Raw genomic sequence first — 20,838 nt, forward strand, 5'->3', positions numbered from 1 at the left:
ACGGCGTGCTAATGTTCTGCGTGTCGGAAGGCGCCGGACCGCAAGGGAAGAGCCCGAGGACACACCCAATGCGCGGGTGGCGGAATAGGCAGACGCGCTGGATTCAGGTTCCAGTGCCCGCAAGGGCGTGGGGGTTCAACTCCCCCCTCGCGCACCCTCGAAGAGGCGGCATCGTAATCACGATGCCGCCTCTTCTCGTTGTGCGGTGTTGCGTTCGACACGTCGTGCCTCTCGCTGCATCGATACGGCGCCCTCGGCGGCCGTGACCTGTGATGAAGCTCTCAGGCCACGGCGTCGGGCTCAGCCGCCGGCGATGACCGTGGCGAGGGTCACGGCTGCGGGCAGCGCCTGGGCGAAGAGGATGCGGCGGTTGGCGGTGGCCGCGCCGTAGACGCCCGCGACGACGATGCAGGACAGGAAGAAGATCTGGACGCGGTAGCCGGTCGGGTCGTCGGCGATCAGACCCCAGACCAGGCCCGCGGCGAGGAAGCCGTTGTAGAGGCCCTGGTTGGCCGCCAGCGGCGCGGTGGTGCGGGCCAGCTCGGCGTCGAAGCCGTGGAAGCGGCGCCCCGGAGCGCGCTGCCACAGGAACATCTCCAGGACCAGGATGTAGGCGTGCAGCACCGCCATGAGGGCGACGAGGACGACAGAGATCAGATGCATGCGGTGATTGTGCCGGTCGGTGTGCGGGCGCGGTGGGGCGGTGGGGCGGCGTGCGGTGACTGCGGTCGCCGGTGGGTTCTTCGGTATGCCCGGGACCCTGCGGGAGGCGGCCTGGTCGCCCGGTCGGTCTTTCGGCTGAGCGGCTTGCCGCGCGGGCTGTGAACGGTGGCCGTTCGGCCGAGGTGGCCGTTGCCGCCACGGCACGAGATTGGGGATCCCCTTCTCCGGGAGCCCGCCGATGCCACCCGAGTCCCTCTCCTTCGTCGCCGGAGTCCGGTCCGGTGGCGGCCCTGTCATCGCCCCAGTGCCGCAGGTGCCCGTCCGGAGTGGCCGTGATCGGTCGCGCCGGGCTCCCCGTGTTCGCCGCGACGTGCTGTTCTGGCTCGGATGCGCGGTCTTCGCGCTGTCGCTGGCCCTGGTCACGACCCTCACCCCGCACCGGATCTGGGGCGTCTGCGCCGCCGTCGGGTACGCCGTCGCCGCGGAGCTCGCCCGTAGGTCGCCGCGCCCTTGGAACGGCCGCGGTGCGTGTTGCCGCGCTGCTCGGATCCGTCGTCGTCCCGCTGGCGCTGATGATCGCGGCAGGTGCCGCGCAGTCGGAGGTGCGGGTGGTAGAGCACTCGGGCGCCTGCTGCTGGACTCCGGCAGCCCGTACGTGCCGCATCCGGCCGGCGTCGACGACTGCAACCCCTACCTGCCGGGCATGGCGATCTTCGGGATCCCTCACGCGCTGTTCGGCGGCACGCCGCTCGCGGATGCCCGGGTGTGGTTCGGCGGGGTGTTCATGGCGAGCATGCTCGCTGCCGCGCGGCGGGCCGTTCTCAACCGGCTTTTGTGGGGCGGGATTTCGGGCGGAGCCGGCCCGGGGCGAGCGGCTTCCGATCGATCGCCTTCCGACCGATCGGCTTCGGACCGGTCGGCTTCGAGCGCTGGGAAGGCGAGCCCGGACGCCGTACTCCTCCTCGCGTCCTTCCCCCCGGTGGCGCTCCCGCTGGCCGTCGGCGGAGTCGATCTGCCGGTGATCGGGCTGATGTGCCTCGGGCTGGCGCTGGCGGGCCGGGGCGGGTCCGGTACGGCGGCGGGGCTCGCGATGGGGGGTGCGGCCGCGCTGAAGTGGACGGCCTGGCTGCTGCTGCCGGTGGGGCTGGTGCTGCTCGCGGTGACGGCGGGGCGCCGGGGCGGCGATACGGGCCGGAACCGTCGCCGTGCTGGTGGCCGCGGTGGCTGTGGTGCCGGTGGCCCTGGCCGATCCGCATGCCTTCGTCGAGCATGTGGTGCTCTTCCCGCTCGGTGAGTGCGAGGGCGCACTCACCGGCGGCCAGCCCGCTGCCGGGGTACCTGCTGGCCACGTACGTCCCCGGCGGCTCCGTCCTCGCCATGGCCGGGCTCGCGGCCGCTGCCGTCGGCGTCGCGGTGTCGTTGGCGGTACGTCCGCCCAGGACCGTCGTCGCGGCCGCGGACCGGCGGGCGCTCGGGTTGGGGCTGGCGATGTGCCTGATGCCGGCGACGCGGTTCGGGTACCTGGTCTATCCGCTGGTGCCGGCCGACTGGTTCCGGAGGACGGAACTGGTGATGGCCGCTCGTGGGGCGGCGCGTTGGGTGGGGGCCGGACGTGGACGTGGGTGAGGGGCGGGGGCGCGCCCCTCAGGGAGTGCCCGAGCGCCGGGACGCGCATCTGGTGCGGGTCACCGTGCTCGCGGTGATCGGGCTGGTCGTGGCGCTGCGTTTGCCGTCGGCGGGGCGGGACTCGGCGGGAGCGGTGCCGGGGGCCTCGACCGGTGTTTCGGTTGTTTCGGGGCAGGGGGTTGGCGACGGCCCGTGACCGGTGGCCCGGGTGATCTGCTGGCCCGGTGTCCGGTGCCCGGTGCCGTGACCCGTGAAGCGTCGCGAGACGTTGCCTGGGCCGGCGGCTGGGCGTCGTATTCGACGTCGGGTTCGTTGCCGCATTCGTCGTCGTAGCGACTCTCGGCGTTGCGCACCGCCACGCGCGCGTGGAACCCGTTCGCCGGAGCGGGATCTCCCACGCGCGCGTGACTTCGATGCGGCGTTCGGCACGCGGCATGCGCGACTGTCCTTCGGCCGCGTGCGACGTGGCTACGCCGCGAGCTGCTGGGCCAACTGCTTCGCCCTCGCGGCGGCCTCGTCGAGGGCGCGCTCGCGGGAGGCCTCGAAGAGGGGGACCAGGTCGGCCATCTCCGGGTTGGCCGGGGCCATCGTGAGCTCCGGAACGATGAACTCGAGGTCGGCGCCGAGGAAGTCGGCCAGGACTGCCGACAGGTAGTTCTGCACGTACTCGTAGCCCTCGCGCGGGGTGCCCGGCCCGTACGCGCCGCCGCGGCTGGCCACGACGGTGACCGGGGTGCCCTTGACCGACTGGGCGTCGCCCGCGGTACGGCCGAACAGGACCACCTGGTCCAGCCAGGCCTTCAGGGTCGACGGGATCGTCAGGTTGTACATCGGAGCGCCGATCAGCACGGCGTCCGCACGCTCCAGTTCCTCGATCAGCGTCACGCGCTCGGCGAAGGCGGCGGCCTGCTCGGGGGTGTGCGTGGCCGGATCGGCGAAACCGGCGGTGTGGGCGTGGGCGGAGATGTGCGGCACCGGGTTCGAGGCCAGGTCGCGGTGGATCACCGTGCCCTCCGGGTGCTGTTCCTGCCAGATACGGCGGAAGGCGTCGGTGACGGCGCGGGAGGAGGAGGCGTCGGTCGGGAAGACCGAGGAGTCGATGTGCAGGAGCGTTGCCATGGGGGTCTCCAGAGGGACGGAAGCGGATGGGAAGCCGTTGGGAAGCCGTTGGGAAGCGGGCATGGGAAGGGCCGGGAGCCCGATGCACCTTCCGCAGTTCCTAAGCATTCGTACTCGACTATGAATAACACAGTCACTTACTTTTTTTCATCCCCGTACCGCAGGGCAGTACCCTGAAGGGCATGGCGGGTGAGCAGAGTCACGACGTATCGGCGTGCAAACGGGTCGACGAGGGCATCACTCGCGTCTTCCAGCTGCTCGGCAAGCGCTGGACCGGCCCGATCGTGTCCGTCCTGACCGCGGGGCCCGCGTACTTCGTCTCCCTGCGCCGGGCCGTTCCCGGCATCAGCGAGCGCATGCTGTCCGACCGGCTGACCGAGCTCGCCGCCGCGGGGCTGGTGGTGCGCGAGGTGTACGAGGGGCCGCCGCTGCGGGTGGTGTACCGGCTGACGGAGGCGGGCGCCGCGCTGGAGCCTGCGCTCACCGCGCTGGGACTGTGGGCGCAGGAACATTTGGCCGACGGTGTGGGGCCGGAGAGCTGCTGAGGCGAGGGCCTGATGACTGTCGATGCCCTGGTGGCTGCCGGTGCCCTGGTGACCGCCGGGGCGGACTCGCCAGAAACTGCCGAGGCGGATCGGGCTCCCTCGACCGGCGCTACGGCATCGCGCCAAGCCGTGTTTTCCACAACCACGGAGTTGTCCACAGGGTCTGACGTGTTTCGGCCACCGGCTGTAACGTCGGCACGAGTTGATGTTCGTGCGTGAGCGGGGGAGGCGGTCGGTATGACCGAGGTCGGTGCGGAGGCTACGGCGCAGGTGGCCGCGGTGGCATCGGAGTCGTCGTCGGATTCCGCGGCGCGTCGGCTGCCCAGCGTGCGCGGCTTCGCCGAGTGGCCCGGCGGTGGATCGCCCAAGGAGGACGGCAAGGCACTGCGCGGGCGGGTGCCGCGCGCTGACCACGCGGTTCTCGACCTCGACGACGCCCGCCCCGACGCCGTGGCCGCCGTCGAGGAGTCCAACCTCGGCCGGCTCCCCGAGCTCACGCCGATAAGGGTCGGCCGGATGGCGGCGACGCCCTTCGCGTTCCTGCGCGGCTCGGCGGGCCTCATGGCGTACGACCTCGCCCGCACCCCCATGACCCGGATCCGCGCCCAGATCTGCGGTGACGCGCACGCGGCGAACTTCGGCCTGTACGGCGACGCGCGTGGCGGCCTGGTCATCGATCTGAACGACTTCGACGAGACGCTGTACGGCCCCTGGGAGTGGGACCTCAAGCGGCTCGCCACCTCGCTCGTGCTCGCGGGCCGGGAAGCGGGCGCCGACGAGGACGCGTGCCGCAAGGCGGCGCACGACACGGTGGGTGCCTACCGGCGCACCATGCGGCTGCTGGCCAAGCTCCCGGTGCTGGACGCGTGGAACGCGATCGCGAACGAGGAGCTGGTCTCCCACACCGACGCCCATGACCTGATCGGCACGCTGGAGCGGGTCGCGGAGAAGGCGCGGGGCAACACCAGCGGGCGCTTCGCGGCGAAGTCGACGGAGCCGACCGGGGACGGAGGCCGCCGGTTCGTCGACGCCCCGCCGGTGCTGCGCCGGGTTCCGGACGCGGAGGCGGCGGCGGTCGCGGCGTCACTGGAGAGCTACCTCGGCACGCTCTCCGAGGACCGTCACCCCCTGCTCTCCCGGCACGCGGTGCACGACGTGGCGTTCCGCGTGGTGGGCACGGGCAGCGTGGGCACACGCTCGTACGTCGTCCTGCTGCTGGACCACCGGGGCGAGTCCCTGGTCCTTCAGGTGAAGGAGGTCCGCCCCTCGGCCCTCGTCCCGCATCTGGTGACGGCCGGCTTCGAAGTGCCGGAGCCGGAGCACGAGGGGCGGCGCGTGGTGCTCGGCCAGAAGCGGATGCAGGTGGTCAGCGACATCCTGCTGGGCTGGACGACGGTCGACGGCCGGCCCTTCCAGGTACGCCAGTTCCGCAACCGCAAGGGCAGCGTCGACCCGGCGGCACTGGCCGCCGACCAGATAGACGACTACGCCCGCATGACCGGCGCCCTCCTGGCCCGCGCCCACTCCCACAGCGCCGACCCCCGCCTGATCTCCGGCTACTGCGGCAAGAACGAGGAACTGGACGAGGCGATCGCCGGCTTCGCCGTCACCTACGCCGACCGCACGGAGGCTGACCACACCGCGCTGGTGTCGGCGGTACGGGCGGGGCGGATCGCGGCCGAGACGGGAGTGTGAGCGGCGGCGGTCGGTTCGCGGGGTCGGTCGGTGAGGTACGTCACCCTCGGCACCGGTGGGCCCGGTGAGGCAGTCGGCGTGATCGACCCGACCGCCTATCTGGCCCGGCTGCCCGAGCTCGCGGAGGGCCTGCCGTCCGGCGCGCGTGCGTTCGCCACCGACCCCGGCCACTACGACTTCTCCGGCAGACGCTGTGTGAAGGATCTGACGCCGCACGAGGTTCGGCGCGTCGGCGACAGGGCCGAGCTGCGGCTCCGGCACAACTGCTGGAAGCACGACGAGGACCTGGTCGTCCGCTACGACGGCGTCTCACGCTTCCACGCGGACGCGGCGGACGCGGCGGAGGTCTGCGATGTGCGCACCTTGGGAGACGTGATTCTCGACGAGGTGCTTCCGCATGCCGACGGCTGCACGCATGAGATCGCCTGTCGGACCGGGACGCTGCTCGTGGTGTGCCGGGACCTCGTGGCGGAGTGGGTGGCCGCCGGCTGTTCCGAGGCATGAGGGCGGGGCGGATAGGGCCGGGGAGCGGCGCCGTCGGTCGGGACGAACGTCGGGCCGAACCGGGCTCACCACCCGGACCCGCCGGGCCGAGCCGGAGAGAGTGAGGGACGTCCGGGCCTGCGGGGTGAAGGGCCGGGGGCGACGCGAGGGTCCGTAGCTGCCGGAGCTGAGCGCAGGCGATGGGGCCGGGCCGATGGGGGCGGGGGTGCGGAGGTCGCGGGGCACGAGGACGCCGGGCCGATGGGGGCGGGGGTGCGGAGGTCGCGGGGCACGAGGACGCCGGGTCGATTGGGGCGGGGGTCCGGAGCCGCGGGGCACGAGGACGCCGGGCCGGCTGGCGCGGGGGTCCGGAGCCGCGGGGCACGAGGACGCCGGGCCGGCTGGGGCGGGGGTCCGGAGCCGCGGGGCACGAGGACGCCGGGCCGGCTGGCGCGGAGGTCTGGAGGCCGCAGGGCGCGAAGACGCCAGGCCGACTCGCGGAGGCCCGAAGCCGCAGGGGCACGAAGGCTGCAGGCCGGCTGAGGCGAAGCGCCGGAGCTGTCCGGCGTGGAGTCGCAGGGCACGAAGGGCCGGGCAGGTGTGGCCTACGCTGGTCGGGTGACGACGCCGGAAGCTGAACAGTCCCAGGCCGAACCCGCTGGTGCGGGCACGTCGGGCGGTGCCGAGGTGCCCGCCGACGGAGCTGAGCAGGGTGGTGAGGCACAGGTGCCGGCCGAGGACGGGGCGGAGCGGCCCGAGGCGCGGCTGGAGCGGGCCGTGCGGGCCGCCGAGCAGGCGTTGATCGAATACGAGATCGCGGTGGAGACCTTCCGCGTCGAGGTGGAGAACTTCTCTCGGCTGCACCACCAGAAGCTCGGCCCGATGTACGCCCGCCTCGACGAGCTGGACGCCCGGATCGCCGAGGCCACGGCCGCCCGCACCGGTGACCCCGAGGACATCCGCAAGGCCGAGGAGGCCCGCGCCCGGGTGTTGCCGATGCCCGGCGTCGAGGAGCTGTTCCACGGCTGGATGGACGGCGAGGGGCTGTTCCCGGAGGCCGCGGCGATGCTCACGGACCAGCCGGTGCGGCCCCCGCAGCGGGTGCGCCCGAGCGACGAGGCCCGCAAGCTCTACCGCGAGCTGGCCCGCAAGGCCCACCCCGACCTCGCCCAGGAGTCGGACGAGCGTTCGAGGCGCGAGGAGTTCATCACCCGCGTCAACGCTGCCTATGCCCGAGGCGACGAGGCGCTGCTGCGGGAGCTGGCCGAGGAGTGGGCCGCGGGACCGGTGCCGAAGGAGCAGGGCCCGACCCCGGCCGAGGAGCTCTACGCCCGCCTCGAGTGGCTCGCCCAGCGCAAGGAGCTGCTCGCCCTGGTCGCGAACGAGCTGGAGGAGAGCGCGATCGGTGCGATGCTCCGCCTGGCCCCGGACGACCCCGACCGCCTCCTCGACGAGATCGCCGACCAGCTCCTGGCCCAGGTCGAGGCGAGGGAAGCAGAACTGGCAACGCTGCTCGACTAGGGGCCGGAAACTGCTCTGAACGGCTCTCCCCATGGGAGCTCCGTCGGGCACCCGCAGCCGTCCGGTAGCGTCGGACTCATGCATTTCGGATCTGGCGTGCCGACAGTCGAGGTCACCGACCTCAAGGACGACGACTTCCTGCTGGACGTCCGCGAGGACGACGAGTGGCAGGCGGGTCACGCCGAGAAGGCCCTGCACATCCCCATCAGCGACTTCGTGGCCCGCTACGGCGAACTGACCGAGGCCGCCCCGCAGGACGGCCGCGTCCATGTGATCTGCCGCTCCGGCGGCCGCTCGGCGCAGGTCGCGATGTACCTCGTCCAGCAGGGCATCGACGCCGTGAACGTCGACGGCGGCATGCAGGTGTGGGCGGCGGTGGGACGTCCCGTGGTGACCGACGAGGGCCAGCCGGGCTTCGTCCTGTAGGGACCGTACGTCCCCCAGGGCACCCGGTATCCGCAGGTCACCCCAGCGGATGCGCCGCCAGCAGATCCCCCAGCGCCTCCTCGTGTGCCGCCGCCGGGCCGAGCGCCAGCTCTAGGTGCTTGGCCCAGGCGTGGTACCGGTGCAGCGGATAGTCGACGTCGGCGCCGAAGCCGCCGTGCAGATGCTGGGCCGTCTGCACGACGCGGCGTACGCCCTCCGAGGCCCAGATCTTGGCCACGGCCACGTCTCCGGAGGCGGGCAGCGCTCCCGGCGCCCCCGAGGCGATCCGCCACGCGGCCTGCCACAGCGTGGCCTCCATCGCGCGCAGGTCGATGTAGCGGTCGGCGGACTGCACGGCGACCGCCTGGAACGTGGCGATCGGATGCCCGAACTGTTCCCGCTTGCCCGCGTACTCCGAGGTCATCCCGAGCACCCGTTCACCCAGCCCGAGCGCCAGCGCGCATGTCCCCGTGGCCAGCAGCTCCCGCAGCCACTCCCACGCCCCCTCGGCGTCGATGACGTCCCGCGCCGCGAGCTCCACCGAATCCAGCCGCAGCTCCCCCAGCCGCTCCCCGCTGGTCGAGAACTGCTCGGCGAGCGAGACCCCCGGCGCCTCGCGCGGGACCAGTGCGAGGACGGTCCGGTCGGCGGCCGTACGGGCCGGCACGGCGACGAGATCGGCGTCGTACGCCCAGGGCACCGCTGTCTGCACCCCGTCCAGCACCCAACCGGAACCGGAACCGGAATCCTGCCGGGCGGTCACCGCGAGCTCGGCCGGGTCGTGGCCGGTGCGGCCGTGCGCGGCGACCGTGAGCACGACTTCCCCGCGCCCCGCCCGCGCCAGCAGGTCGGCTTTCAGCTCGGGGCCGCCGTAGGCCTGGACTGCCGCGGTCGCCGCGCTGTTCTCCAGCAGCGGCACCCGTGCCAGTACCTTCGCCGACTCGCGCAGCACCAGGCACAGCGCGACGGCGTCGAGGCCCGCCCCGCCATGCTCCTCCGCGAGCAGCAGACTCAGCAGGTCGGCGTCCGCGAGCCGGGCCCACAAGGCGCGGTCGAAGTCGTCGGCGACGGCACCAGGCGTGAGCGCGGGAGAGGGCACGGAGTCGGGAGCGACCCCGGCGAACACCCCGCGCGCCGCCTCGGCCGCCGCCTGCTGCTCCTCGGTGAAGGTGAAGTCCACGGTCCCTGCCCTTCCACACGTCCACACCCACGGCGATCTGACGGAGCGTCAAGATAGAACAGGTTCTAGAAGAAGGGAATGCTCTGTGGAGGACCCACGCAGGGCCCCGTACGGCCTTGTGGGACCCCCGTAAGGTGTGGGCGACGGCGGCCCGGCTGGGGCTTTGCCCGGCGGGTGGGCCTGAGTACCGTTCCCGTGCGAGCGCCGAGGGAAGACGGACCGGAATCGGGAAACGGGGCTACATGGACGACGCGTACGACGCAGGCTCGGCGGCCCGGCACGGGCCGGACGAGGAGCCGCGGGACGCCGCTGTCCCGTCCGCCGTCGAGCCGTCTCCCGTGCTGCCGTCCGGCGAACCCCGCACCGGCGTGGCCGCCCTCTCCCTGCGCTACCAGATCGGCGCCGCCCTCGCCCTCGCGGTCGTGGCGATAGCCGTCTGTGTCCACATAGGCATGGTCTTTCTGCACGTCGCCCCGCCGAACACGGTCACCAAGCAGCACGGCAAGGCGATCGACGACTGGATATATCCGGAGTTCGAACAGAACTGGAAGCTGTTCGCCCCCAACCCGCTGCAGCAGAACATCGCGGTGCAGGTCCGCGCCCAGGTCGGCACGGCCGACGGCGGCCGCCGCACCACCGGCTGGTACGACCTGTCCGCCCAGGACGGCCGGGCCATCGACGGCAATCTGCTGCCCAGCCACACCCAGCAGAACGAGCTGCGCCGGGCCTGGGACTTCTTCGTCGCCACGCACGACGCCGAGAACCGTCCGGTGGGCCTGCGCGGTGCCCTGTCCGAGACGTACCTGCGACGCATAGTGGAGCTGCGTCTGGACCGTGCGAACGCGGCCGGTGAGAGCGGCGTCCTCGAACGCGTCCAGGTTCGCTCCCGCACCACCAACGTGGACCCGCCCAAGTGGAGCGGCGAGCAGGTCTCGGACAAGCCGACCTACCGGGTGCTGCCCTGGTGGTCGGTCACGGCCGACGCGACCGACACCGCGGGCGCGCACGAGGGGAGCGCCCCGTGAACCGCTTCTCCCTCGCCATCTCCGCCGGCATCGCCCGGGTCACCGAGACCGCCCTCGGCCCGTACCAGACGGCCGTGATCCGTATCGGCTTCACCGCGACCTGGCTGCTGTTCCTGCTGCGCGAGTTTCCGCACCGCCAGGAGATGTACGGCCCCGACGGTCCCTGGGACTTCGACCTGGCCCAGCAGCTGATCGGGACGAACGGGTCGTTCACGGCCCTGATCTGGTCGAGCAGCGGGTTCTGGTTCGAGAGCGTCTACGTCCTCGCGGTCCTGGCCAGCGTGCTGCTGCTGCTCGGCTGGCGCACCCGCACGATGTCCGTGCTCTTCATGGTCGGCGTGCTCTCGCTGCAGAACCGCTCCATCTTCATGGGCGACGGCGGCGACAACGTGCTGCACCTGATGTGCGTCTACCTCGTTTTCACGCGCTGCGGCCAGGTCTGGTCGCTGGACGAGCGCCGGGCGAGGCGCGCGGGCGAGGCACGTGCGCGTGGCGAGCGGGTCGGGCCGGACCGGATCGGTCCGCTCCTGTGGAGCGTGTTCGGGGTCGCGCTGGTCGCCGTGACCGCGGTGGGCCGTCTCGACGGCGACCTGACCGTGCCGGTGATCCTGTGGGGCGTCTGGCTCGCACTGGCCGTCCGGTGGATCGTGGGCCGCCTGGCGCGGACCGACCAGCCCCGCATCCTGCTCGACGTCATCGGCAACATCGTCCACAACGGCGCCCTGCTGGTGATCATGGCCGAGGCGTGCCTGATCTACGCCACCGCCGGCTGGTACAAGATCCAGGGCTCCCGCTGGCAGGACGGCACCGCCGTCCACTACCCGCTGCACCTCGACTACTTCTCGCCCTGGCCCGCCCTCGCCGACCTGCTGTCGTCCAGCGGCACGATGGTGATGCTCATCACCTACGGCACGGTCATCGTGCAGGTCGCTTTCCCGTTCACGCTGTTCAACCGGCGGGTCAAGAACGTCCTCCTCGCCGCGATGATCACCGAGCACGCCGTGATCGCGGTCGTCCTCGGGCTGCCGTTCTTCTCCCTGGCGATGATCGCGGCGGACGCGGTCTTCCTGCCGACGTCGTTCCTGCGCCGCCTCGGCGGCTGGGCGGCACGCGCGCGTGGGGGGCTGTCGCGGCTGGTCCGGCGCGGTGACGACCCCACGGAGCTGCCGGGGCCGCGCACCCCGGAGAACCCCGAGCACGCGCACGTAGGCTTCACGGCATGACCGTGACCTCCTGGAACCGGCTCGCCGGCACCTCCGTGCTGCTCGACGGTTTCCACGCCCTCAAGCACGCCGTGCGCTTCGGCGCCGAGGTCCCGGTCGCGGTCGCCGTCGACCGGGATGCGGCGCTCGCGCTCGCCGACGAGCTGGCACCGGACGTACGGGACGCTCTGGACGCGCTCCTGACGCAGGTCCCGGAGTCGACGTACACCTCGCTGGTGCCGCGCCCGCACCCCACCGGGGTCGCCGCCCTGGCGGTACGACCGTCTCGCGCCGCCAACCTGGAGAAGCTGGCGCGCACCCCGCGCACCGCCCCCGTAGTGGTCCTCGACAACCCGCGCAACCTCGGCAACGCGGGCGCCGTGATCCGTCTGGCCGCCGGCTTCGGCGCGACCGGCGTCGTCACCACCGGCACCCTCGACCCCTGGCATCCGACGGTCGTACGCGGTGGGGCGGGGCTGCACTTCGCGACCGCCGTGGAGCGGCTGGACGTGGCGGAGCTGCCGCCCGGGCCGCTGTTCGCCCTGGACCCCGAGGGCGACGACATCCGGGGCAGCAAGCTCCCGGACGACGCCGTCCTCGCCTTCGGCTCCGAACGCACCGGCCTGTCGACCGAACTACGCGCGCGTGCCGACCATTTGGTGGCGTTGCCGATGCGCCCCCAGGTCTCCAGCTACAACCTCGCGACCAGTGTGGCGATGACGCTGTACCACTGGAGTCTCACCGGGGGCTTCAGCGCCTAGGCCTCCCGGCGCACCTCGACGACCCGGAACCGGTTCGCCACGAACGCCCCGTCGCACAGCGCGGAGTTGGCCGCAGGGTTGCCGCCCGAACCGTGGAAGTCCGAGAACGCGGCCGTCTGGTTCACGTACACCCCGCCCGTGAGGTTCAGCGACAACTGGGCCGCCTCCTCCAGGCAGGCCTCCTGCACGGCCTGCTCGACCTCGTCGTCGGTCGTGTACGCACCGACCGTCATGGCGCCCTTCTCACGCACCGTCCGCCGCAGCAACTCCACCGCGTCCGCGGCCGAGTCGACCGCGACGGCGAAGGAGACCGGGCCGAAGCACTCGCTCATGTAGGCGGACTCGTCGTCCGGCTTGGCGCCGTCGAGCTTCACGATCACCGGCGTGCGGACCACCGCGTCCGGGAACTCCGGGTTCGCGATCTCGCGGGAGGCGAGGGCGACTTCGCCGAGACCGGCGGCAGCCTCCAGGCGCGCCTTGACGTCGGGGTTGACGATCGCGCCGAGCAGCGCGTTCGCGCGGGCGTCGTCGCCGAGGAGGCCGTCGACCGAGCGGGCGAGGTCGGCGACGACCTCGTCGAAGGTCCGCGGGCCCTCCTCGGTGCGGATGCCGTCGCGGGGGATCAGCAGGTTCTGCGGGGTGGTGCACATCTGGCCGCTGTACAGGGACAGCGAGAAGGCCAGGTTGGACAGCATGCCCTTGTAGTTGTCCGTCGAGTCGACGATCACCGTGTTGACGCCGGCCTTCTCCGTGAAGACCTGCGCCTGGCGGGCGTTGGCCTCCAGCCAGTCGCCGAACACGGTCGAGCCCGTGTAGTCGATGATCCGGATCTCCGGGCGGGTGGCCAGCGTCTTGGCGATGCCCTCGCCGGGGCGCTCGGCGGCCAGCGCGACCAGGTTCGCGTCGAAGCCCGCCTCGGCGAGCACCTGCCGGGCGACCTGCACGGTGAGCGCGAGCGGCAGTACTGCGCGCGGGTGGGGCTTCACCAGGACCGCGTTGCCGGTGGCGAGGGAGGCGAACAGCCCGGGGTAGCCGTTCCAGGTCGGGAAGGTGTTGCAGCCGATGACCATCGCGATGCCGCGCGGGACCGGCGTGAACTGCTTGTTCAGGGCGAGCGGGTCGCGCTTGCCCTGCGGCTTGGTCCACTCCGCCGTGTCGGGGGTGCGCACCTGCTCGACGTACGCGTACGCCACCGCTTCCATGCCGCGGTCCTGTGCGTGCGGGCCACCCGCCTGGAAGGACATCATGAAGGCCTGGCCGGAGGTGTGCATGACCGCGTGCGCGAACTCGTGCGTGCGGTCGCTGATCCGCTTGAGGATCTCCAGACAGACCACCGCGCGCATCTCCGCGCCCGCGTCCCGCCACGCCCGCATGCCGGACTTCATGGCGGGCAGCAGCTGGTCGATGTCCGCGTGCGGGTACTCGACGCCCAGCTCGATGCCGTACGGAGAGGCCTCGCCGCCGACCCAGCCGTCGGTGCCGGGCTGGCCGAGGTCGAGGCGGCCTCCCAGGAGGGCGTCGAAGGATGCCTTGCCCGCTGCCGCGTCCAGGCTGCCGTTCTCACCGTAGGCCTTGGGGTGCTCGGGGTGCGGGGACCAGTACGCACGTGTGCGGATCGCTTCCAGCGCCTGGTCGAGGGTGGGCCGGTGCTTGGCGATCAGCTCGTGGGCGGTCAGTTCGGCGGCCATGCGGGACCAACTCCTCGTTTCAAGAGCTCTCCGTCGAGCTCATGACCTGGGCAGAAACATGGGCAGGAAAGGCCAGTCAGAGTTAGAGTAACCGAACGATCGGTCGGTTCAAGGGGGTCCGCCGCATCTGTGGAAAACCCCGTGCGGGAGGATCGCGCACATGACAGCACTCGACCTCAGCAGCCCCGTGGCCGTCGTCGGCACCGGCACCATGGGCCAGGGCATCGCCCAGGTCGCGTTGGTGGCGGGCCACCCCGTACGGCTGTACGACGCTGCTCCGGGACGCGCCCAGGCCGCCGCCGACTCGATCGGCGCGCGCCTCGACCGGCTCGTCGAGAAGGACCGCCTCACCGGCGCCGACCGGGACGCGGCCCGCGCGCGGCTGCTGCCCGCCGAGTCCCTCGCCGAGCTCGCGGACTGCGCCCTGGTCATCGAGGCCGTCCTGGAACGCCTCGACGTCAAACAGGAGCTCTTCCGCGAGCTGGAGGGCATCGTCGGCGAGGACTGCCTGCTCGCCACCAACACCTCGTCCCTGTCGGTGACGGCCATCGGCGGTGCCCTGGACAGCCCCGGCCGCTTCGTCGGCCTGCACTTCTTCAACCCCGCTCCGCTGCTGCCGCTGGTCGAGGTCGTCTCCGGGTTCGCCACCGACGTCACGTCGGCCACGCGCGCGTACGAGACGGCCCGCGCGTGGGGCAAGACGCCGGTCGCCTGCGCGGACACCCCCGGCTTCATCGTCAACCGAATCGCGCGGCCCTTCTACGCCGAGGCCTTCGCGGTCCACGAGGCGCAGGGCGCGGATCCGGCCACCATCGACGCCGTCCTGCGCGAGTGCGGCGGCTTCAGGATGGGCGCGTTCGAGCTGACCGACCTCATCGGGCAGGACGTCAACGAGTCCGTCACGCACTCCGTGTGGCAGTCCTTCTTCCAGGACGTGCGCTTCACGCCCTCGCTCGCCCAGCGGCGCCTGGTCGAGTCCGGCCGGCTCGGCCGCAAGAGCGGACACGGCTGGTACGACTACGCGGAGGATGCCGAGCCCTCCGAGCCGCACACCGCCGAGAAGGCCCGGCAGCCCGCCTACGTCGTCGTCGAGGGTGACCTGGGCCCCGCCTCCGAGCTGCTCGCGCTGATCCGCGAGGCGGGCATTCCGGTCCGTGAGGAGGACGAGGACCACGGCACCCGCCTGGTGTTGCCCGGCGGCGGCCAGCTCGCGCTCGCCGACGGCCAGACGTCCGTGGAGTTCCGGGACGTCGTCTACTTCGACCTGGCCGTCGACTACCGCCGGGCCACCCGGATCGCGCTGTCCGCCTCCCAGGACACCTCGCCGCAGACCCTGGCCGAGGCCACCGGCCTCTTCCAGGCGCTCGGCAAGGACGTCAGCGTCATCGGCGACGTCCCCGGCATGATCGTCGCCCGCACGGTCGCCCGGGTCGTCGACCTCGCGCACGACGCGGTGGCCAAGGGGGTGGCCACCGAGGAGGACATCGACACCGCCATGCGCCTGGGCGTGAACTACCCGCTCGGGCCCTTCGAGTGGAGCCGCAGGCTCGGCCGCAACTGGGCGTACTCCCTCCTCGACGACCTGCATCTGCGCGACCCCTCCGGGCGCTACGCGCCGTCCCTCGCGCTGTACCGCCACGCGTACGCCTCCGACAAGCGGGAGGGCAGCACCTCATGACCACCGCCAAGCGCGACACGTACACCCCGGAGACGCTGCTCACCGTCGCCGTGCAGGTCTTCAACGAGCGCGGCTACGACGGCACCTCCATGGAGCACCTCTCCCGCGCGGCCGGCATCTCCAAGTCGTCGATCTACCACCACGTCACGGGCAAGGAGGAGCTGCTGCGCCGGGCTGTCAGCCGGGCGCTGGACGGCCTCTTCGGGATCCTCGACGAGGACCTCGCGCGCGGGGGGCACGCCGCCGACCGGCTGGAGTACGTCGTACGGCGCATGGTCGAGGTGCTCATAGCGGAGCTGCCGTACGTGACGCTGTTGCTGCGTGTGCGCGGCAACACCGACACCGAGCGGTGGGCCCTGGAACGGCGCCGCGACTTCGACCACCAGGTCGCCGCCCTGCTGAAGGCGGCCGCCGCCGACGGCGAGGTGCGCGCGGACGTGGAGGTCCGGCTGGCCACCCGGCTCGTCTTCGGCATGATCAACTCGATCGTCGAGTGGTACCGCCCGGACGGCCGCGGCATGAACGAGCGCGAGGTCGCCGACACGGTGGCGCGGCTGGTCTTCGGGGGACTGCGCCGGGCGAGCTGACCTCGCAGGACGCCGACCTTGCGTGACGGGCGACCTGAGTACGCGCGCGTGAGCGGGTGAGTACGCCGCCCGATGGACCGGGACGCGCTGGGCCGGAGAACTGGGACGCGTGATCCAGAACGACGCGCAGCTCTCCGGCGCCCATCCGACGTGGTGGAGGGCGCCTTCCGTGGCGGCGCTGCGCGGACTGCCGCTCCTCGTGTGGGAGTACGGCATGTTCCGCGCCGACGGCTACACGAGCGGCATCGAGGTGGTGATCCTCCGGGGGTTCGCCCTGCTCGCGATCGCCTGGGCACTGCCGCACCGCCGGTCCCTGCGGGTCCTGCGCATGACGGCGGCCGGTGCCGGGCTCGGATGCGCGCTCCTGCCGGTGCTGTTCGCGGCGCTGACGGCCATGGCGATGGCCTCGGGCCGGCCGTCCGACTCGGCGCTCAGCCCTGCGGCTCCAGGTCCTCCTCCTCGAACACCAGCAGCGTGCGGGTGCTGAGCACCTCGGGGATCGCCTGGAGACGGGTGAGGACCAGTTCGCGCAGTGCCCTGTTGTCGGAGGTGTGGACCAGCAGCAGGACATCGAAATCGCCCCCGACGAGGGCGATGTGAGAGGCACCCGGCAGCTGTCTGAGCTGCTCGCGGACCGTGCGCCAGGTGTTCTGGACGATCTTGAGGGTGATGTAGGCCGAGGTCCCGTGACCGGCGCGTTCGTGGTTGACGCGGGCGCCGAAACCGCGGATGACGCCGTCCTCGACGAGGCGGTTGATGCGGGCGTAGGCATTGGCACGGGAGACATGGACCCGCTCGGCGACCGACCGTATCGACGCGCGGCCGTCCGCCTGGAGCATCTGCAGGATGTCCTCGTCGATGGCGTCGAGCGGCCGCGCCGGTGGCAGGGGGGCGCCCTCTTCCGGGCTTTCGGCCATTTGTTCAGGCGCCATGTCCCCCCACCTTCCCTCCGTGGACGTACTGCGTTCATTGGAGGCTGTGGAGAACCGTTTGTCCACAGCCTGAGGGCGCCTGTAGCCAAAATGTGCCGACGACCGAACAATCGGTAGGTGAGGCGCGTCACTGGAGCTGCGCCTCCCGTAGTCGCTCCCACGAGGAGGTGCCGTCATGACGGTCATGGAGCAGCGAGGCGCGTACCGGCCATCGCCGCCGCCCGCCTGGCAGCCCCGCATGGACCCCGCGCCGCTGCTGCCCGACGCGGAGCCGTACCGCGTCCTGGGCACCGAGGCCGCCGCGAAGGCCGACCCGGACCTGCTGCGCCGGCTCTATGCCGAGCTGGTGCGGGGCCGGCGGTACAACGCGCAGGCGACCGCGCTCACCAAGCAGGGCCGCCTTGCCGTCTACCCGTCCACCACCGGTCAGGAGGCCTGCGAGGTCGCCGCCGCGCTCGCCCTCGAGGAGCGCGACTGGCTCTTCCCGAGCTACCGCGACACGCTCGCGGTCGTCGCACGCGGCGTGGACCCCGTCGAGGCGCTGACCCTGCTGCGCGGCGACTGGCACACCGGCTACGACCCGCACGAGCACCGCGTGGCCCCTCTGTGCACGCCGCTCGCCACCCAGCTCCCGCACGCCGTCGGTCTCGCGCACGCCGCCCGCCTCAAGGGCGACGACGTGGTCGCGCTCGCCATGGTCGGCGACGGCGGCACCAGCGAGGGCGACTTCCACGAGGCGCTGAACTTCGCCGCCGTATGGCAGGCACCGGTCGTCTTCCTCGTCCAGAACAACGGCTTCGCGATCTCCGTCCCGCTCGCCAAGCAGACCGCGGCCCCGTCGCTGGCCCACAAGGCCGTCGGCTACGGGATGCCCGGCCGCCTGGTCGACGGCAACGACGCGGCCGCCGTGCACGAGGTGCTGAGCGACGCCGTACGGCACGCGCGCGCGGGCGGCGGTCCCACGCTGATCGAGGCGATCACCTACCGCATCGACGCCCACACCAACGCCGACGACGCAACCCGCTACCGCGGCGACTCCGAGGTCGAGACCTGGCGCGGGCACGACCCGATCACGCTCCTGGAGCACGAGCTGACCGAGCGCGGCCTGCTCGACGAGGCCGGCAAGCAGGCTGCCCGGGACGCCGCCGAAACCATGGCCGCCGACCTGCGCGAACGCATGAACCAGGACCCTGCTCTCGACCCGATGGACCTGTTCGGCCATGTGTACGCCGAGCCCACACCGCAACTGCGGGAACAGCAGGCCCAGTTGAGGGCCGAGCTCGAAGCCGAGTCGGAAGGGTCGCACCGATGACCACCGTCGCCGCCAAGCCGGCCACCATGGCGCAGGCCCTCACGCGCGGGCTGCGCGACGCCATGGCGGACGACCCCACCGTGCACGTCATGGGTGAGGACGTCGGCACTCTCGGCGGTGTCTTCCGGGTCACCGACGGGCTCGCCAAGGAGTTCGGCGAGGACCGCTGCACCGACACGCCGCTGGCCGAGGCGGGCATCCTGGGTACGGCGGTGGGCATGGCCATGTACGGCTTGCGGCCCGTCGTGGAGATGCAGTTCGACGCGTTCGCCTACCCGGCGTTCGAACAGCTCATCTCGCACGTGGCGCGCACGCGCAACCGCACCCGCGGCAGGATGCCGCTCCCCATCACCATCCGCGTCCCCTACGGCGGCGGCATCGGCGGCGTCGAGCACCACAGCGACTCGTCCGAGGCGTACTACATGGCGACTCCGGGGCTCCATGTCGTCACGCCCGCGACCGTCGCCGACGCCTACGGGCTGCTGCGCGCGTCCATCGCCTCCGACGACCCGGTCGTCTTCCTCGAGCCGAAGCGGCTGTACTGGTCGAAGGACACCTGGAACCCGGACGAGCCGCAGAGCGTTGAACCGATTGGCCGCGCGGTGGTGCGGCGCTCCGGCCGGAGCGCCACGCTCATCACGTACGGACCGTCCGTGCCCGTCTGCCTCGAAGCCGCCGAGGCGGCTCGGGACGAGGGGTGGGACCTGGAAGTCGTCGACCTGCGCTCGCTGGTGCCGTTCGACGACGATACGGTCAGCGCCTCGGTACGGCGGACCGGGCGAGCGGTCGTCGTGCACGAGTCGGGCGGGTTCGGCGGCCCGGGAGGGGAGATCGCGGCCCGGGTCACGGAGCGCTGCTTCCACCACCTGGAGGCGCCGGTGCTGCGCGTGGCCGGGTTCGACATCCCCTACCCGCCGCCGATGCTGGAGCGTCACCACCTGCCCGGCGTGGACCGGATCCTGGACGCCGTGGGGCGTCTGCAGTGGGAGGCCGAGAGCTGATGGCACAGGTGTTGGAGTTCAAGCTCCCCGACCTCGGGGAGGGGCTCACCGAGGCGGAGATCGTCCGCTGGCTGGTGGAGGTCGGTGACGTCGTCGCCGTCGACCAGCCGGTCGTCGAGGTCGAGACGGCCAAGGCGATGGTCGACGTCCCGTGCCCCTACGCCGGGGTGGTCACGGCCCGCTTCGGCGAGGAGGGCTCCGAGCTTCCCGTCGGCGCGCCGCTGCTGACGGTGGCCGTCGGCGCGCCCGCCTCCGACGGCCCGGCCGAGGACTCGGGTGCGGCCTCGGACAAGGGCTCCGGCAACGTCCTCGTCGGCTACGGCACCTCCGAGGCGCCGGCGCGGCGCAGAAGGGTGCGCCCGGGGGAGTCGGCACCCGCCGTCCCCGTGGAACCCGTGTCCGCCAACGGCGCCGCTGCCGCGCGGGAGGTGATCGAGGGGCCCGTGCCGGTCATCTCCCCCCTCGTCCGCCGCCTCGCCCGGGAGAACGGCCTGGACCTGAGGGAGTTGCACGGCTCCGGACCGGAGGGGCTGATCCTGCGGGCCGACGTCGAGTACGCCCTGCGGGCCGCTCAGGCGCACGGACGCACGGCACAGCCGTCGGCCGAGCCGCACGCGCGCGTGACGCCCACCCCGGCACCGGCCCCGGCTTCCTCCGCTGCCGCCCCGGCCGCGCAGCCCCCCGTCCGTTCCTCCGCCCCTCCCGCCGGCATCCGTACGCCCCTCAAGGGCGTCCGCGGTGCCGTGGCCGACAAGCTCTCCCGCAGCCGGCGGGAGATCCCGGACGCCACCTGCTGGGTGGACGCCGACGCGACGGAGCTCATGCGGGCGCGGACCGCGATGAACGCCGCAGGGGGACCGAAGATCTCTCTGATCGCCCTGCTGGCCCGCATCACCACCGCGGCCCTGGCCCGGTTCCCCGAGCTCAACTCCACGGTCGACACGGAAGCCAGGGAGATAGTCCAGTTCGACCATGTGCACCTCGGGTTCGCCGCGCAGACCGAGCGCGGGCTCGTCGTCCCGGTCGTACGGGACGCCCACGCGCGGGACGCCGAGTCGCTGACGGCGGAGTTCGCCAGGCTGACCGAGGCGGGCCGCACGGGCACCCTCACACCGGCGGAACTCACCGGCGGCACCTTCACGTTGAACAACTACGGCGTGTTCGGTGTCGACGGCTCCACCCCGATCATCAACCACCCCGAGGCCGCCATGCTCGGCGTCGGCCGCATCATCCCCAAGCCCTGGGTGCACGAGGGCGAACTGGCGGTGCGGCAGCTCGTCGAGCTCTCGCTCACCTTCGACCACCGCGTCTGCGACGGCGGCACCGCGGGCGGCTTCCTGCGGTACGTGGCGGACTGTGTGGAACACCCGGCGGTGCTGCTGCGCACGCTGTGA

At 72.2% G+C, this 20,838-nt stretch carries 22 protein-coding genes and 1 tRNA gene; 18 read left to right on the plus strand and 5 right to left on the minus strand.

Translation table 11 applies throughout. The features are described 5' to 3' along the window. The first annotated feature begins 70 nt into the window (after window positions 1-70). Window positions 71-154 (plus strand) — tRNA-Leu (locus tag ACWGDB_RS06030). 146 nt (window positions 155-300) lie between these two features. On the opposite strand, the gene ACWGDB_RS06035 is transcribed toward ACWGDB_RS06030, so the two are convergent. Beyond that, the gene (locus ACWGDB_RS06035; RefSeq protein ID WP_453821278.1) at window positions 301-663 is read right to left on the minus strand and encodes a DUF1304 domain-containing protein; all 363 of its coding nucleotides are present in this window, start codon (window positions 661-663) and stop codon (window positions 301-303) included. Window positions 664-1,318: 655 nt separating this feature from the next. On the opposite strand from ACWGDB_RS06035, the gene ACWGDB_RS06040 reads away from it, so the two are divergent. The 3 genes from ACWGDB_RS06040 to ACWGDB_RS06050 are packed head-to-tail and all read left to right on the plus strand — an operon-like array spanning window position 1,319 to window position 2,485. After that, window positions 1,319-1,957 (plus strand): hypothetical protein, encoded by a 639-nt coding sequence (locus ACWGDB_RS06040; RefSeq protein ID WP_453821279.1) that lies wholly within the window; start codon window positions 1,319-1,321, stop codon window positions 1,955-1,957. Beyond that, entirely contained in the window at window positions 1,954-2,289 is a 336-nt protein-coding gene (locus ACWGDB_RS06045; RefSeq protein WP_453821280.1) for a hypothetical protein, read from the plus strand. Before ACWGDB_RS06040 ends, ACWGDB_RS06045 begins: the two co-directional genes overlap by 4 nt. Then, entirely contained in the window at window positions 2,276-2,485 is a 210-nt protein-coding gene (locus tag ACWGDB_RS06050; RefSeq protein WP_453821281.1) for a hypothetical protein, read from the plus strand. Before ACWGDB_RS06045 ends, ACWGDB_RS06050 begins: the two co-directional genes overlap by 14 nt. 272 nt (window positions 2,486-2,757) lie before the next feature. On the opposite strand, the gene ACWGDB_RS06055 is transcribed toward ACWGDB_RS06050, so the two are convergent. Further along, window positions 2,758-3,408 carry an FMN-dependent NADH-azoreductase gene (locus ACWGDB_RS06055; protein WP_453821282.1) on the minus strand — a complete coding sequence of 217 codons (651 nt, stop codon included), beginning with the start codon at window positions 3,406-3,408 and terminating at the stop codon, window positions 2,758-2,760. A gap of 182 nt (window positions 3,409-3,590) precedes the next feature. Between ACWGDB_RS06055 and ACWGDB_RS06060 the strand changes: the two genes are divergently transcribed. The 5 genes from ACWGDB_RS06060 to ACWGDB_RS06080 all read left to right on the plus strand — a co-directional run bounded on the left by ACWGDB_RS06060 (window position 3,591) and on the right by ACWGDB_RS06080 (window position 8,078). Then, window positions 3,591-3,953: a winged helix-turn-helix transcriptional regulator gene (locus ACWGDB_RS06060; protein ID WP_453821283.1), complete on the plus strand. Its 363-nt coding sequence runs from the start codon at window positions 3,591-3,593 to the stop codon at window positions 3,951-3,953. 237 nt (window positions 3,954-4,190) lie between these two features. Further along, entirely contained in the window at window positions 4,191-5,648 is a 1,458-nt protein-coding gene (locus ACWGDB_RS06065; protein WP_453821284.1) for a DUF2252 domain-containing protein, read from the plus strand. Between the two features lie 30 nt (window positions 5,649-5,678). Beyond that, window positions 5,679-6,152 (plus strand): hypothetical protein, encoded by a 474-nt coding sequence (locus ACWGDB_RS06070; protein WP_453821285.1) that lies wholly within the window; start codon window positions 5,679-5,681, stop codon window positions 6,150-6,152. Window positions 6,153-6,749: 597 nt separating this feature from the next. After that, the gene (locus ACWGDB_RS06075; RefSeq protein ID WP_453821286.1) at window positions 6,750-7,652 is read left to right on the plus strand and encodes a hypothetical protein; all 903 of its coding nucleotides are present in this window, start codon (window positions 6,750-6,752) and stop codon (window positions 7,650-7,652) included. A gap of 96 nt (window positions 7,653-7,748) precedes the next feature. Continuing rightward, complete coding sequence (locus ACWGDB_RS06080; RefSeq protein ID WP_406210253.1) at window positions 7,749-8,078, plus strand: rhodanese-like domain-containing protein; 330 nt, start codon at window positions 7,749-7,751, stop codon at window positions 8,076-8,078. A 37-nt stretch (window positions 8,079-8,115) separates the two neighbouring features. On the opposite strand, the gene ACWGDB_RS06085 is transcribed toward ACWGDB_RS06080, so the two are convergent. Then, a complete protein-coding gene (locus tag ACWGDB_RS06085; protein WP_453821287.1) occupies window positions 8,116-9,258 on the minus strand; it encodes an acyl-CoA dehydrogenase family protein in 1,143 nt (380 codons plus the stop codon). 242 nt (window positions 9,259-9,500) lie between these two features. On the opposite strand from ACWGDB_RS06085, the gene ACWGDB_RS06090 reads away from it, so the two are divergent. From ACWGDB_RS06090 to ACWGDB_RS06100, 3 genes are read left to right on the plus strand one after another with little or no spacing between them, the layout of a single operon-like run. Next, the gene (locus ACWGDB_RS06090) at window positions 9,501-10,283 is read left to right on the plus strand and encodes a DUF5819 family protein (RefSeq protein WP_453821288.1); all 783 of its coding nucleotides are present in this window, start codon (window positions 9,501-9,503) and stop codon (window positions 10,281-10,283) included. Next, window positions 10,280-11,506 (plus strand): HTTM domain-containing protein, encoded by a 1,227-nt coding sequence (locus ACWGDB_RS06095; RefSeq protein WP_453821289.1) that lies wholly within the window; start codon window positions 10,280-10,282, stop codon window positions 11,504-11,506. The genes ACWGDB_RS06090 and ACWGDB_RS06095 overlap by 4 nt, the downstream gene beginning before the upstream one ends. Next, window positions 11,503-12,246, plus strand: a complete 744-nt coding sequence (locus ACWGDB_RS06100; protein ID WP_453821290.1) for a TrmH family RNA methyltransferase — start codon at window positions 11,503-11,505, stop codon at window positions 12,244-12,246. Before ACWGDB_RS06095 ends, ACWGDB_RS06100 begins: the two co-directional genes overlap by 4 nt. On the opposite strand, the gene paaN is transcribed toward ACWGDB_RS06100, so the two are convergent. Continuing rightward, window positions 12,243-13,934, minus strand: coding sequence for a phenylacetic acid degradation protein PaaN (gene paaN / locus ACWGDB_RS06105; protein WP_453821291.1), 1,692 nt, complete (start codon window positions 13,932-13,934; stop codon window positions 12,243-12,245). The genes ACWGDB_RS06100 and paaN overlap by 4 nt on opposite strands. Before the next feature lie 160 nt (window positions 13,935-14,094). On the opposite strand from paaN, the gene ACWGDB_RS06110 reads away from it, so the two are divergent. From ACWGDB_RS06110 to ACWGDB_RS06120, 3 genes are all read left to right on the plus strand, one after another. After that, window positions 14,095-15,612 carry a 3-hydroxyacyl-CoA dehydrogenase gene (locus ACWGDB_RS06110; protein ID WP_453821292.1) on the plus strand — a complete coding sequence of 506 codons (1,518 nt, stop codon included), beginning with the start codon at window positions 14,095-14,097 and terminating at the stop codon, window positions 15,610-15,612. Beyond that, window positions 15,609-16,199, plus strand: coding sequence for a TetR/AcrR family transcriptional regulator (locus tag ACWGDB_RS06115; RefSeq protein WP_453821293.1), 591 nt, complete (start codon window positions 15,609-15,611; stop codon window positions 16,197-16,199). The genes ACWGDB_RS06110 and ACWGDB_RS06115 overlap by 4 nt, the downstream gene beginning before the upstream one ends. 109 nt (window positions 16,200-16,308) lie before the next feature. After that, a complete protein-coding gene (locus ACWGDB_RS06120) occupies window positions 16,309-16,686 on the plus strand; it encodes a hypothetical protein (protein ID WP_453821294.1) in 378 nt (125 codons plus the stop codon). On the opposite strand, the gene ACWGDB_RS06125 is transcribed toward ACWGDB_RS06120, so the two are convergent. Continuing rightward, a complete protein-coding gene (locus ACWGDB_RS06125; protein ID WP_453821361.1) occupies window positions 16,631-17,116 on the minus strand; it encodes an Lrp/AsnC family transcriptional regulator in 486 nt (161 codons plus the stop codon). The two genes, ACWGDB_RS06120 and ACWGDB_RS06125, sit on opposite strands and share 56 nt — an antisense overlap. A gap of 190 nt (window positions 17,117-17,306) precedes the next feature. On the opposite strand from ACWGDB_RS06125, the gene pdhA reads away from it, so the two are divergent. From pdhA to ACWGDB_RS06140, 3 genes are read left to right on the plus strand one after another with little or no spacing between them, the layout of a single operon-like run. Continuing rightward, a complete protein-coding gene (pdhA, locus tag ACWGDB_RS06130; RefSeq protein ID WP_427843586.1) occupies window positions 17,307-18,443 on the plus strand; it encodes a pyruvate dehydrogenase (acetyl-transferring) E1 component subunit alpha in 1,137 nt (378 codons plus the stop codon). Beyond that, on the plus strand, window positions 18,440-19,444 hold the full coding sequence (locus ACWGDB_RS06135) for an alpha-ketoacid dehydrogenase subunit beta (protein ID WP_453821295.1): 1,005 nt from the start codon (window positions 18,440-18,442) through the stop codon (window positions 19,442-19,444). Before pdhA ends, ACWGDB_RS06135 begins: the two co-directional genes overlap by 4 nt. After that, window positions 19,444-20,838 (plus strand): dihydrolipoamide acetyltransferase family protein, encoded by a 1,395-nt coding sequence (locus ACWGDB_RS06140; protein ID WP_453821296.1) that lies wholly within the window; start codon window positions 19,444-19,446, stop codon window positions 20,836-20,838. The genes ACWGDB_RS06135 and ACWGDB_RS06140 overlap by 1 nt, the downstream gene beginning before the upstream one ends.

It is taken from the genome of Streptomyces sp. NPDC055013, from assembly GCF_053608645.1.

Bases quoted from the DNA above. Each gene is read 5' to 3' on its own strand.
- ACWGDB_RS06035 (WP_453821278.1), bottom strand. From the start codon at position 663: ATGCATCTGATCTCTGTCGTCCTCGTCGCCCTCATGGCGGTGCTGCAC.
- ACWGDB_RS06055 (WP_453821282.1), bottom strand. From the start codon at position 3,408: ATGGCAACGCTCCTGCACATCGACTCCTCGGTCTTCCCGACCGACGCC.
- ACWGDB_RS06060 (WP_453821283.1), top strand. From the start codon at position 3,591: ATGGCGGGTGAGCAGAGTCACGACGTATCGGCGTGCAAACGGGTCGAC.
- ACWGDB_RS06065 (WP_453821284.1), top strand. From the start codon at position 4,191: ATGACCGAGGTCGGTGCGGAGGCTACGGCGCAGGTGGCCGCGGTGGCA.
- ACWGDB_RS06090 (WP_453821288.1), top strand. From the start codon at position 9,501: ATGGACGACGCGTACGACGCAGGCTCGGCGGCCCGGCACGGGCCGGAC.
- ACWGDB_RS06100 (WP_453821290.1), top strand. From the start codon at position 11,503: ATGACCGTGACCTCCTGGAACCGGCTCGCCGGCACCTCCGTGCTGCTC.
- paaN (WP_453821291.1), bottom strand. From the start codon at position 13,934: ATGGCCGCCGAACTGACCGCCCACGAGCTGATCGCCAAGCACCGGCCC.
- ACWGDB_RS06110 (WP_453821292.1), top strand. From the start codon at position 14,095: ATGACAGCACTCGACCTCAGCAGCCCCGTGGCCGTCGTCGGCACCGGC.
- ACWGDB_RS06115 (WP_453821293.1), top strand. From the start codon at position 15,609: ATGACCACCGCCAAGCGCGACACGTACACCCCGGAGACGCTGCTCACC.
- ACWGDB_RS06125 (WP_453821361.1), bottom strand. From the start codon at position 17,116: ATGGCCGAAAGCCCGGAAGAGGGCGCCCCCCTGCCACCGGCGCGGCCG.
- pdhA (WP_427843586.1), top strand. From the start codon at position 17,307: ATGACGGTCATGGAGCAGCGAGGCGCGTACCGGCCATCGCCGCCGCCC.
- ACWGDB_RS06135 (WP_453821295.1), top strand. From the start codon at position 18,440: ATGACCACCGTCGCCGCCAAGCCGGCCACCATGGCGCAGGCCCTCACG.
- ACWGDB_RS06140 (WP_453821296.1), top strand. From the start codon at position 19,444: ATGGCACAGGTGTTGGAGTTCAAGCTCCCCGACCTCGGGGAGGGGCTC.